The organism is Pseudomyxococcus flavus, from assembly GCF_050038885.1.
Taxonomy (GTDB): domain Bacteria; phylum Myxococcota; class Myxococcia; order Myxococcales; family Myxococcaceae; genus Myxococcus; species Myxococcus flavus.
Window position 1 is genome coordinate 4,044,940 of sequence record NZ_CP143624.1, and the last position, 12,258, is coordinate 4,057,197.

The following is a 12,258-nucleotide window of genomic DNA, read 5'->3' on the forward strand; positions in this document are numbered from 1 at the left end:
GGGTATTGGGGCCCGCAGTTCGTCGTTGAGTCGGTAACTCCCCTGGCAACTCCTGGAGAGCGCACCCCCCGTGAGGGTGGGGGCTTCACGGGAGACCCGGGGATGGAAGTCCACGCGCCGCGGGGGGAACGCGGCGCGCCGGTGTGGCCCTGGCCATGCTGGTGAGTCGCGGAAGCTCGCGGCCTCACTTGAGGTAGTTACTTGAATCGACAGCACTCGACTTCGTCCCGCGGGGGATGGAAGCGCTTCCGTACGTCTGTCACCGCGTTCTCGCTGGCCGCTGGCGCGTTCGCGACGCCCGCTCTGGCCGCTGGCGGCTTCACGTCCGCGACCGCCAGCTCCCAGGAGACGGGCAACACGGCCGCGATGGCCATCGATGGCAACAGCGCCACGCGCTGGTCGGCAGATGGCGCGGGCCAGTGGGTTCGCGGCGACATGGGGGCGGTGAAGCCGCTGAATGGCGTGGACATCGCCTGGTTCCGCGGCAACGAGCGCATCAACCTCTTCGACATCTCCACCTCGACGGATGGCTCGACGTACACCCAGGTGTTCGTCGGCATCTCCTCGGGCAAGACGAAGGACTTCGAGCGCTTCACCTTCCCCACGGTGAACGCCCGCTACGTGCGCGTCACCTTCTACGGCAGCACCCAGACGACCTGGGGCAGCATCACGGACATGGCCGCCGTCGCCGGCGCCACCGTTCCGGACCCCGAGCCGGAGCCCGAGGAGCCGGCTCCCGAGGAGCCCACTCCCGAGCCCGAGCCGACGCCCACCCAGGACAAGTTCGGCGTGAAGATGCTCTACCCGACCAGGTCGGGCGGCGAGCAGTGGTTCCTCGCGGACAACGCGACGTCCGACAAGCGCTTCGACCCTCAGGACACCATCACCCGCAACTCGGATGGCTCCTGGAAGATGAAGAGCGACAAGGTGCGCATGTCCGTGTTCACCTCCACGGGCTACAGCGCGTCCAGGATTCCGACGTATGACCGCGACGTGCTGGCCAGCCGCGGCTACATGCAGGCGGCGAACGACTGGAAGAACATCGAGATGACCGGCTTCATCAAGGTCAACTCCGTGTCGGACAACTCGGACAACTTCGCGTGGTACGCGCGCGGCGGCAAGCACAACGACAACCACTCGGGGTGCGAGGGCAGCAGCTACAAGGGCTCGCTGCACTATGACGGCCGCGTGCGCTGGCAGAAGGAGACGTGGCATGTCTCCTACGACCAGTCGTCGTACAAGTCCGGCACCTCGGCGCTGCGGGGCCGCTGGGTGGGCTTCAAGTCGGTGATGCGCAACACCAAGGTCAACGGCAAGGACGCCGTGCGCCTGGAGATGTACCTCAACGAGAACGCCGACAAGGTCACCTGGAAGAAGGTCTACGACATGGTGGACTCGGGCAGTTGGGGTGGTGACGCCAGCCACTGCGGCGGCGCCGTGGACGCCATGCCCATCACCTGGGGTGGCCCCATCGCCGTGTTCCGCTGGGACAGCGCCAGGGACGTGGACTTCAAGTGGATGTCCGTGCGCGAAATCAACCCGGAGCAGTGAGCCGCTGACCGCGTGACGCCCGTCCCGGTGCTCCTTCCCTGGGGTGCCGGGGCGTGGCGTTTTCAGGGCATTCGATGGGCGCCATCACCGGGGTCCGGGCCCTCCCGGGATTCCCCCTGTCGACAGGGGCCCCTCTCCCGTGTTCTGGATTCGGCCTGACATGGCCATGAACGTCCAGACCGCTACCGAGTCGTCCGACCGCATCTGGGAGCAGGAAATCCTCCCCGCGCTCGAGCGCTACATCCGCATCCCCAACAAGTCGCCCGCCTTCGACCCCGACTGGGTCCGCTCCGGCCACATGGAGGCCGCGGTGCAGCTCGTCGCGGACTGGTGTCGCGCCCAGGCCCAGCACCTGCCCGGCCTGGTGCTGGAGGTGGTCCGCCTCAAGGACGAGAAGGGCCGGGAGCGCACGCCGCTCATCTACATGGAGGTGCCGGGGACGAAGGGCGACGACACCGTCCTCCTCTACGGCCACCTGGACAAGCAGCCGGAGATGACGGGCTGGCGCGAGGGCCTGACGCCGTGGACGCCGGTGCGCGAGGGCGACAAGCTCTACGGCCGCGGCGGCGCGGATGACGGCTACTCCGCCTTCGCGTCGCTCACCGCCATCCGCCTGCTGCGCGAGCAGGGCCTGCCGCACGCGCGCTGCGTGGTGCTCATCGAGGCGTGTGAGGAGAGCGGCAGCTATGACCTGCCGGCCTACATCGAGGCGCTGGCGCCGCGCATCGGCAAGCCGTCGCTGGTGGTGTGCCTGGACTCGGGCTGCGCCAACTATGAGCAGCTGTGGATGACCACGTCGCTGCGCGGCATGGTGGCCGGCAACCTGCGGGTGGACGTGCTCACCGAGGGCGTGCACTCCGGGGACGCCAGCGGCATCGTCCCTTCGTCCTTCCGCGTGCTGCGGCAGGTGCTGTCGCGCGTGGAGGAGGAGGCCACGGGCAAGGTGCTGGTGGAGGCGCTGCACACGGAGATTCCGGAGGCGCGGCGCGAGCAGGCCCGCGCGGCGGCCAAGGTGCTGGGCGAGGAGGTCTTCACCAAGTTCCCCTGGGTGCCCGGCATCCGCCCCATGTCCGACGACGGCGGTGAGCTGGTGCTCAACCGGACGTGGCGTCCGGCCCTGTCGGTGACGGGCGTGGACGGCATGCCGGCGCTCAGCAGCGCGGGCAACGTGCTGCGGCCCTTCACCACCGTGAAGCTGTCCATGCGCATTCCTCCGCGCGTGGAGTCCAAGGCGGCCGTGCAGGCGCTGACGCAGGCGCTGGAGAAGGACCCGCCGTACGGTGCGAAGGTGACGTTCGAGGTCGAGAAGGCCGGCGCCGGCTGGGACGCGCCGCCGCTGGCCTCCTGGTTGTCGAAGGCGGTGGAGTCCGCGTCCGCCAGCTACTTCGGCAGGCCCGCCATGGCCATGGGCGAGGGGGGCTCCATTCCCTTCATGGGCATGCTGGGGGAGCGCTTCCCGGAGGCGCAGTTCCTCGTCACCGGCCTGCTGGGGCCGGGCAGCAACGCCCACGGCCCCAACGAGTTCCTCCACATCCCCACCGGCAAGAAGCTGACCTGCTGCGTGGCCAGCGTCATCGCCGAGCACTTCCACCGGTAGGTGGTCGCGGCCGGGTCCGCTCTCCGCGCCGGGGAGCGGGCTCCTCCTCCAGTTCCTCGTCGTGCAGGCGCACGGTGCGGCGGTTCCAGGAGAATGTCAGGCGTTTGCCCGTCTCCGGCCAGTCGAAGGACACCGAGCCCTTCCGGCGATCCGCCTCCAATGCCAGACGCACGCCCCACGCGGGCGCCTCCTGAACGCGGTGGCGGAGGTCCGGGGCGACGGCGTCCACCGCGTCGCGCAGGGCCACGCCCAGGTTCATCAGGCCGAGCTGCTCTCCGCTCAGGATGTGCGGAGCAGGGGGTGGCAGGGCATCCACGAGCTGCTGCGGGCCCACGCGCCGGAAAGCCGTGGAGGCTGGCGGCGCATCCATCATCAACAGGGGACCTCCGTCCGCCTTGCGGAAGAAGTAGGGCACGTCGAAGCGGGCCAATTGCTCGCGCTCCTCCTTGCTGAAACGCACGCGTCCCTGGCTCCCCGTGGCGGGGTCCTGTCGTTGGGATGACAGCATCATCTGCTCCAGCGCGGCGCCGTACGCGTCCGACGGTTTGACGAGCACGCGCACGTAGTGCCGCCGCGCCGCGCGCGTCAGGAAGGCCGCCACCCGTTCGCGCGCCAGCAGCAGCTTTGTCCACACGTCGAACATGCCGCGCAGGTAGGGCAGCAGGTAGGCGGCGTAGCCCACGTTGCCGTCGGTGTCCGCCACCAGGGACCGGGCTTCTTCGCGGGCCCACGCGCGCCTCCGGGGGCGAAGCTGGAGCACTCCGCCCCGGCCGGGGAAGAAGCACAGCAGCGGACCGCCCGTGGTGCACCACCAGGCGCGCCATTCGAAGCCGACGTGGTGGTCACCGCGCCGGGCGCTGTCTGGAATCAGTCCCGTCTCGGGGAGCCGGCGCACGGGGCAGAAGAACAGCTCCAGGTCCACCAGGTAGGGCAGGGGCTCGCGTTGTCCGCGCCGGACGCCCACCACCAGGTTGCTGCCCAACAGGTCCGACGCACCCACGGCGAAGCACGTGGCGGTGAGCGCGCCGGCGCGATGCCAGAAACGCGCGGCCTGGGGCGGAGGCAGCTGGCAGGCCTGGAGCTTCAGCCGGGGCGAGCTTCGGAGGGTGCCCCACTGAGGCGGCCTCTCAATCCAGTCCTGCCAGCTATAGGCAGCACCGTCCCTGCCTCGTCCGCGCAGGACGCGCAGCGTGGGCAGCCGCACCTCGCCGGAGGCCGGGGGCAGGTCGTTGACCCAGTCGAAGAACGAGCGCGGCGTGCGTCGCTCCGGCTCGGCCAGGAAGAGGGACTCGCCGCTCGCGGGCCGGGGCTTGTAGGCCAGCGCGCCGCCCCGGCGGAACTGGACGCGCAGGACGTGCTGCCGTCCATTGTGCGTCTCCTCGGGGTTGGTCCAGAGGTGGGTGACGGGGCCCTCGAAGCCCGCGCGCCGGAAGACGCCCGCCTTCAGGTCGCGCGCGAGCCGCTTCACGAAGAGGCCGAAGAAGGCCAGGAAGCCGTCCCCCAGGGCGCGCACGACCGGAAGAGTCCCGTCCGTCGCGGAGGCGGAGGCGCACAGGACGAAGGCCTCCATCAGCACCGGGCCGAACAGTGCGGCGTTGGTGATGCGCACCACGCGCGGGGCGAACAGCCCAGGGTGTCGCCGGACGATGGCGTCGCAGCCGTCGCCCAGGGATTCATAGAGCATCACCAGTGGCTGGAAGGCGGGCCGAGCGAGCAGGGCGCCCAAGCGCGCGGCGTCGTCAGCGCCCTGGAAGGGGCGGGCCTCGTGCAGCACGCGCTCGGGCCCGGGCCGGGCAATGGGCGGGAAGAAGCCGCTGTCGGCCCGTCCCGTGCGGAGGGCGTCCAGGAGACGGCGGGTGTGCGGAGGGAAGCGGGGAGGGGCGGCCGGTGGTGGCAAAGCAAGGAGTGGCAGCACATGCGCCCTGCGCGTCATCAATCAGCCCTGGCCCGGTGGGCGGAAAATAGAAACGCGCGGCCCGGCAAAGGCCGGGACGCGCGTGAAAAGCGCCGAGTCAAACGCCCGTGGCGCGTCAGACGCAGTAGATGCGGGGGGCGCAGCTCCGGGCCGCGTTCCGGGCATCCGCGGGCTTCACCGTCTTCTCCAGCTCCTGCAGCACCTGGGTCAGCTTCTTGGCCTGCTTGGGCGCCTTCGCCTTCGTCTTCGCCTTCACCATGGGAATCCTCCACACGTTGGGGGCAGACTGCTCAAGCATGGTAAAGTGCGTAATTCAAATGAGTCAAGTTGAGATGTCTTTGCTTGCTGCGTTATGAAGCAGCCAGGTGGATGGCTCGGAATGTCAGTAGAATTTCCAGCATCCGGCGCACGCCCTCCCGTGTCGCGGGCAGTGATTCCAAGACACGGAGCGGCAGGGCGCCTCGCGAGGGAAACGGGCGCAGGAGCTCGTTGACGGACACCTCACGCGCCGTGTTCAGTATCTTGATAACTTTATCCACGGGTTGCCGGGGGCCTGAAACGTGCAAAGCGTTTCCATTGGCGGAGCAGCACCATCCCGTGCCTGTCTTTTCCATCAGGATGGGAAAGCTCTTGTCTCCATGAAGGCTGTCGGTGTCCTTGAGCGGCCTCCGGCGCGCGGGTGGGGGTGAGGGCTCGAAGCCGCCCGCGGAGAGCCGGTTGAGCCACAAGGTGCGGATGTTGGCGTGCATGCGTGCGTCGCGGGTGGCCTCACGCAAGGTGGTGGCGGCCTGCCGCAGTGCGACCGGCAGCTCCCGCGGCAGCACGCCGCCATCGAGCACCCCCGGCTCCAGTGGACGCCTCCGCGCCGCGTCACGCACACGCAGTGCGTCGGCGCCGCCCGCGCTCAAGAGGTCCTCCACGTCATCGCGCGTCTGATGCCCGGTGATGGGGATGCCCACGTTGACGCTGGTGGCCACGCCTTCGCCCGCGCTCTCGCCGACGTGGTGGTAGCTGGCGGGCCAGTAGAGGATGTCGCCTGGCCCTACCTCCGCGGTGAAGGACTTCTCCAGGTAGGGCGCGTAGTCCACCAGGGTGGTGACGGGCATGCTCCAGGGGCGCCGGGCCCAGAAGCGCATCCGTTTGCGGCCGCGGAGGCCAAACAGGAACGTGGTGAAGCGGTCCAGGTGGACGCCCACCGGGCTGTGCTCGTAGTTCCCGTGGAACAACGTGGTGATGGCGCCCGACAGGGGCATGCCCACGCGCCGCCAGAGCTCGGAAAAGAAGGCCCGCTCCTGGGACCAGAGCCCGAAGCCATGGGAGTGCAGGAGGGAGATGATGAGCGCGTAGCGACGCGTGCCCAGCGTGTCCGCGAGCCGCGCGTCGTAGCCGTCCAGCGAGCCGTCGGTGTCCCGGGGGAGCCAGGGCGCCAGTTGAACGGGCTGTCCCTTGTCGATGGTGAACTGGACGTCCGTGCGCGCCTCGAGCGTCGTGGGTGGGGCCATGGCGCCGCGCGAGGCGCCGAGGGCCGCGTCGAACACGTCCGCATCCCTGAAGGGATTGACGCCCGTCGCCTGGTAGAGCACCGGGCGACGGTTCCAGTAGCGCGTGACGAAGGTGTCCCAGTCGAACCGGCGCTGGATGTCGATTCGGGCCATGTGTCACGCCTCCTTCAGGGACACGCGCTCGATGCCGCGAAGCGCATGAAGGGTTTCCAGCAGCGACCGCACCTGCTCACGCTGGGAGGCGCCCCGCCCCAGACTCCACAGGGCGCCCACCCGCACGGGGACGCCCGGTGCCAGCGCGTCCAGCACGTGCGCCGCGAAGGGGCCTGGGCCGGCGAAGGCGTGGCCGTTGACGGCCCACAACCATTGTCCCGGGCTGTCCTGCATCCGCACCACGCGGCCCGGGAGCGTCTTCCGCACGAAGGCGTCTTCCTCCAGTGGTTCGTGGGGACGCGGCGGGGGCACCGGCTCCAGCGCGGAGGCGCTGACGCGCTGGGCCCACGTGATGCGCAGCACCTGCTGCAGGTCCGGGCCGTGCGTCACGTCTCGCAGCGCGCTCGCGGCGTGGGCCAGCCGTGGCACCCGCGCGCGTCCCCGCTTCCCGGAACAGGGCAGGTACGGGACGGTGCCATCCTCTCCGTACTGGGCGTTCAGGAGCTTCACCGCCACGTCCTTCACGGCGTCCAGGGGCTCGCTGCCGCGCACGGGAATCCACAACCGCAGCACCAGGGCGCCCTCCTCGCTCGTCTCCTCCTGCCAGACGTGGGACGGCGCATACAGCACGTCCCCGGCCTCGGCCTCCACGTCGCGGGCCCTGCTCGGGTCCTTCGTCCATTGGCGGGCGCGCAGCCGGCCCTGGAGCACCACGGTGAAGCGGGAGTGGTGCTCGCGGCGCGCGGCGCCCTGCGGCGCTTCGCTGAAGCGGCCCAGCCACAGGTCGCTGACGATGGGCAGCACGGGGACGCCGACCTGCGCCAGCACGCCGTCGATGAAGCCGCGCACGCGCTCCCATTGCGCGTAATCCAACATGAGCGGCTGTTCCACGAAGCACTGGAAGCCGCGCGAAGCGCCGAGCTCGCGGCCGATGCGCTGGAGATAGGCCTCGACGCTCGCGTCCGCGTCGCCGGGCAGCAGCGTGCCGGGCGCGCGCAGCCGGGCCGTGTCCGCGAAGAAGCGCACGTCGGGCAGGGCGCGGAAGCGCGTGCCGAAGCGGAAGGGCGCGCTGACCGAAACGAGGCCCTGGAAGGCCTGCTCGGGTGGAATGAGTGGGTGCGACAGCCGCAGCCGCGTGGGTGACTTCTCCCAGTGTGTGCGCGCGAAGCGTGCCCAGTCGGAGGTGTGTCTCGTCGGCATGGTTTGCACCATCGAAGTCCGGCGGGTGGGCGCGCGTCCAGCGGTGGATTTCTTCAATCGCATGAGGCATGCACGGCACGCCCCTTCACCGGAAAGGCCAGGTGCGACGATGAAGCTCTATTTCAATCCCCGAAGCCGCGCGACCATCGCCAAGTGGATGCTGGACGAGTGTGGCGCGCAGTACGAAATCGTCCCCATCGACTTCGAGAAGAAAGAGAACAAGTCGCCTGACTTCCTGAAAATCAATCCCGCCGGGAAATTGCCAGCCTTGGTGGACGGCGACGAGCGGCTGTTCGAGAGCGCGGCCATCTGTCTCTATTTGGCGGACAGATTCCCGGAGGCGCAGCTCGCGCCGAAGCCCGGTGACAAGGACCGGGGGCGCTATCTGTCGCTGATGGTGTACTCCTCGTCGCAGCTCGAGCCCGCCATGGGCGACCACATGTTGAAGCTGCCGACGGGGGCCGCGCGTGGCTGGACGGACTTCGAGACGGCGCTGAACGTGGTGGAAGGCGAGCTGGGCGCGGGCCCCTATCTCTTCGGTGAGCGCTTCACCGCGGCCGACGTGATGATTGGCTCGATGTTCATCTGGCTGCGCCTGTTCGGGAGCAAGACGGGGCGGCCCGCGCTGGATGCCTACGTCGACCGGCTGCTGGCCCGTCCCAAGGCCATGAAGCTGGGCTGAGACGGCCTGCCCGAGGCCGAAGCCTCGGAGGGCCCGGCCGCCGCGCCACCTTCGAGAGTCCTCTCCGCGCGAGGCTCAGCGGCCTGTCTTGATGCCCAGGCCGCCGCCCTGGGAACCGGTGGGCCGCTTCGTGCCCTGCGCGCCCACGGTGGGCTTGCCGCCGCCGGTGCGCCGCAGCTCGAGCCGCAGCTCTTCATCCGCGGCGGACACCTGCCGTGTCACCGGCTCGTAGCCGCTGAGGGCCAGCGTCACCGACACCGGGGCCGCCCCGGGCTCCAGCTCCAGGCTCAGCGGCGTCTCTCCGCGCTCCTCCCCGTTGACGCTCACCCGGGCGCCGGGGGGCTCGGTGATGACGGGCAGCGCCACGTGGCGCACCGGCTCGGGGGCGACCTTCGGGGGCGCCTGGGTTCCGGGCGGAGCCTCCGGCTGGTGGGGCACGGCCACCTCCACCGGCGGGGGCCGCATGGGCGTGGCGTCCGCGGGCGAGCGCAGGACGATGACGCCAGCGCCCACGATGAGCAGGCCCACGCCCGCCGTCACCACCGGCAGCAGGGGGATGCGCCTGGGCGACTCCGGCGGGCGGGCCAGCGGCGCGGTGCCTCGCGTCTTCTCGGGGACCGGGGGCGCGGCCACGGCCCGGCGCGAGCGCGTTCCGGGGGCGGCGCCATGCGGCGAGCCGCGCACGGCCCGTGACGGGGAGGAGCGCCCCGCGGGCCCCAGCACGCCCGGCACGCCGCTGAGCGACGAGTTGGAGCGCGAGTCCAGGTCCGCGTCCTCGGCGAGCTGGTCCAGCTTCGCCGGGTCCGTCTCTTGGGCGATGCGGTCCGCGTAGAGCTCGCGCAGGAAGGCGGCCAGGTGCGCGCTGCTGGAGGGCAGCCGCAGGTTGAGCGCGTAGTCCTCCAGCGCCAGCCGGAAGGCGCTGCAGTCCGGGTAGCGCTGGTCCGGCGAGGGCGCCAGCGCCTTGAGCACCACTTCGTCCAGCCCCGGCGGCAGGCGTGGGTTGAGCTGCGAGGGCCGCGGCACCTGGCAGTCCTTCACCAGCCGCAGCGTCATCATGTCCGACTCGCCCTTGAAGAGGCGCTTGCCGGTCAGCAGCTCCCACATGACGACGCCCAGCGCGAACAAGTCACTCCGCGCATCGATGGAGAGCCCGCCGGCCTGCTCCGGGGACATGTACGGGTACTTGCCCTTGAGGACGCCGGTGGCCGTGTTCTGGCTGCTGGTGGCCGCCTTGGCCACGCCGAAGTCGATGACCTTCACCCCGCCGTCGAAGCCCACGAGGATGTTCTGCGGCGACACGTCACGGTGCACCAGCCGCAGCGGCTTGCCCTGGGCATCGCGCGCCTGGTGCGCGTAGTGGAGGCCCGCGGCCGCGTCCGCGATGATGCGGAGGATGAGGCCCACCGGCAGCGGCTTGCCCTGCGCGCGCGCGGCCTTGTCCAGGCGGCGCACGTCGTCGCCCTGCACGTACTCCATCGCCAGACAGTGCCGGCCCTCAATCTCTGTCAGGTCGAGGATGGTGATGAGGTTCGGGTGCGTCAGGCGCGCCACGAGCCCCGCCTCGTCCAGGAACATGGAGAGGAACTCGTCGTCCTCCGCGAGGTGGGGAAGGATGAGCTTGAGGACGACAAGCCGCTCGAATCCCGTCCCGTGTTCGCGGGCCAGGAAGACCTGACCCATTCCCCCAGAGGCAATTTTACGCAGTAACTCGTACTTCCCGAATGGCACAGCCATGTGTGCCCGCCAGGATATCGCTCTTTCTTACCTCATGGGAATTGCTCAGTCGCGAATTACCCCACAAGGGAGAAAGCGAGCAGGCGGGCAGGCAGGGCCTCTTCGCCGGCTTTCCGGGGTGACTCAGGCTTTCATTTTGTAGCCGGAGCGCAGGACCCAATACGTCACGAGGGTGGCCACCACGGAGACGGCGAGGAGGATGCTGCCGCCGCCCAGGGGCGAGTAGATGCTGCGGCCGAGCATGCCGTAGCGCAGCCCTTCCACCATGTAGACCATGGGGTTGAAGAGGCTGACGGTGTTCCACGGCGCGGGCAGCTCGCGCACGGAATAGAAGACGCCGCCCAGGAAGGTGAGGGGCAGCATGACGAAGGTGGGGAAGAAGTTGATCTGCTCGAACTTCTCGGCCCACACGGCGGCGAGCATGCCCAGCACGCTGAAGACGTAGGACGACATGATGAGGAAGTACGCGGCCACCCACGCGTGCTCCAGGCTGAAGCCGGTGAAGAAGGTGGCCACGGCCCAGGTCAGCAGGCCCACCACGAGGCCGCGCACCATGGCGCCGCCGATGAAGCCCGCCATCAGCTCGCCGGGGCCCAGCGGCGCCACCAGCAGGTCCACCACGGTGCCCTGAATCTTGGTGATGAACAGCGACGAGGAGCTGTTGAGGAAGGCGTTGTTGGCGATGCCGAGGAAGACGAGGCCCGGCACGATGAAGTGCAGGTAGGGCGAGCCTTCCACCGTCTGGATTCGGCCGGAGATGGAGTAGCCGAAGACGATGAAGTAGAGCGTGGTGCTGATGAGGGGCGAGAGGACGGTTTGTCCCGGCACGCGCATGAAGCGCCGGACCTCCTTCGCCAGAAGTGTCTTCATCCCGAGGACGTTCATGATGGGGCTCAGGCGGCTTGCGGACGGCCGCGGAGGATTTCGATGAGCACGTCCTCCATCCGCGAGCGGCGCGTCTCCACGTCGGAGATGAGCTGCCCTTCGGCATAGAGGGCGCGGAGCAGCTCGCCGGACGGGGCGCAGCCATCGCGCTCCACGTAGGTGAGGGTACGGCCGTCCTCGGAGAGGCGGGCGGCGAAGCGCTTGCCGGCCTCGGACAGGCCCGGCTGCGGCTGCTCGAAGGTGATGACGACGCGGCGCTCGCCGAAGCGGCGCAGCAGGGTGTCCTTGTCCTCCACCATGAGGAGGCGGCCCTCGTTGATGATGCCCACGCGGTCGGCCAGCTCCTCGGCCTCTTCCAGGTAGTGCGTGGTGAGGACGATGGTGGTTCCCTCCGCGGCGAGCTTGCGCACGTAGGTCCACAGGTCGCGGCGCAGCTCCACGTCCACGCCGGCGGTGGGCTCGTCGAGGAAGACGAGGCGGGGCTTGTGCACCAGCGCCTTGGCGATGAGCAGCCGGCGCTTCATGCCGCCGGAGAGCGCGCGCGTGTACGCGTCCTTCTTCGTGTGCAGGTTGAGGGCGGTGAGCACCTCGTCGATGCGCGCGTCGTCCGCGGGGCGGCCGTAGAAGCCCAGCTGGATGCGCAGCGACTCGGCCACCGTGAAGAAGGGGTCGAAGTTGATTTCCTGCGGGACGAGCCCGATGTCGTAGCGCGGGCCCACCGGGTCCTGGTCCAGGTCCTTGCCGAAGACGCGGATGGTGCCGGACGACTTCTTCACCAGGCCACAGACGCTGCCAATCATCGTCGTCTTGCCTGCGCCGTTGGGGCCCAGGAGGGCGAAGATTTCGCCGGGGCGGATGGCAAGGTCCACGGTGTGCAGGGCCGTGAACTCTCCGTAGCGCTTGGAGAGTCCCTGGAGTTCGAGGGCGGGGACGGACATGGCGCCGCCTCCTGTAACACCTTCGCTCGCGCGGCGCTTGCCTTGTGTGCGGCGGCCGGCGCTGGCGGGCAGCGGCGCGCCGCCCTATCATGCTCCGCGGC

At 69.6% G+C, this 12,258-nt stretch carries 10 protein-coding genes; 3 read left to right on the forward strand and 7 right to left on the reverse strand.

Annotation, left to right across the window (positions count from 1 at the left end):
* The first annotated feature begins 201 nt into the window (after window positions 1–201).
* Window positions 202–1,551: a discoidin domain-containing protein gene (locus VZL07_RS17020; protein WP_426756595.1), complete on the forward strand. Its 1,350-nt coding sequence runs from the start codon at window positions 202–204 to the stop codon at window positions 1,549–1,551.
* Between the two features lie 160 nt (window positions 1,552–1,711).
* Window positions 1,712–3,148: a M20 family metallopeptidase gene (locus VZL07_RS17025; protein ID WP_426756596.1), complete on the forward strand. Its 1,437-nt coding sequence runs from the start codon at window positions 1,712–1,714 to the stop codon at window positions 3,146–3,148.
* Here VZL07_RS17025 and VZL07_RS17030 read toward each other — a convergent pair.
* From VZL07_RS17030 to VZL07_RS17045, 4 genes are all read right to left on the reverse strand, one after another.
* Window positions 3,123–5,063, reverse strand: coding sequence for a DUF4135 domain-containing protein (locus VZL07_RS17030; protein WP_426756597.1), 1,941 nt, complete (start codon window positions 5,061–5,063; stop codon window positions 3,123–3,125). The two genes, VZL07_RS17025 and VZL07_RS17030, sit on opposite strands and share 26 nt — an antisense overlap.
* Window positions 5,064–5,178: 115 nt before the next feature.
* A complete protein-coding gene (locus tag VZL07_RS17035; RefSeq protein ID WP_426756598.1) occupies window positions 5,179–5,322 on the reverse strand; it encodes a hypothetical protein in 144 nt (47 codons plus the stop codon).
* Between the two features lie 91 nt (window positions 5,323–5,413).
* Entirely contained in the window at window positions 5,414–6,718 is a 1,305-nt protein-coding gene (locus VZL07_RS17040) for a JmjC domain-containing protein (protein ID WP_426756599.1), read from the reverse strand.
* A 3-nt stretch (window positions 6,719–6,721) separates the two neighbouring features.
* Window positions 6,722–7,930 (reverse strand): hypothetical protein, encoded by a 1,209-nt coding sequence (locus tag VZL07_RS17045; RefSeq protein WP_426757303.1) that lies wholly within the window; start codon window positions 7,928–7,930, stop codon window positions 6,722–6,724.
* A 97-nt stretch (window positions 7,931–8,027) separates the two neighbouring features.
* Between VZL07_RS17045 and VZL07_RS17050 the strand changes: the two genes are divergently transcribed.
* Window positions 8,028–8,600: a glutathione S-transferase family protein gene (locus tag VZL07_RS17050; RefSeq protein WP_426756600.1), complete on the forward strand. Its 573-nt coding sequence runs from the start codon at window positions 8,028–8,030 to the stop codon at window positions 8,598–8,600.
* Window positions 8,601–8,675: 75 nt separating this feature from the next.
* Here the strand turns inward: VZL07_RS17050 and VZL07_RS17055 are convergent, their stop codons facing one another.
* The 3 genes from VZL07_RS17055 to VZL07_RS17065 all read right to left on the reverse strand — a co-directional run bounded on the left by VZL07_RS17055 (window position 8,676) and on the right by VZL07_RS17065 (window position 12,157).
* On the reverse strand, window positions 8,676–10,280 hold the full coding sequence (locus tag VZL07_RS17055; protein ID WP_426756601.1) for a serine/threonine protein kinase: 1,605 nt from the start codon (window positions 10,278–10,280) through the stop codon (window positions 8,676–8,678).
* A 177-nt stretch (window positions 10,281–10,457) separates the two neighbouring features.
* Entirely contained in the window at window positions 10,458–11,204 is a 747-nt protein-coding gene (locus VZL07_RS17060) for an ABC transporter permease (protein WP_426756602.1), read from the reverse strand.
* A gap of 23 nt (window positions 11,205–11,227) precedes the next feature.
* Entirely contained in the window at window positions 11,228–12,157 is a 930-nt protein-coding gene (locus VZL07_RS17065) for an ABC transporter ATP-binding protein (protein WP_426756603.1), read from the reverse strand.
* Between the last annotated feature and the right edge of the window lie 101 nt (window positions 12,158–12,258).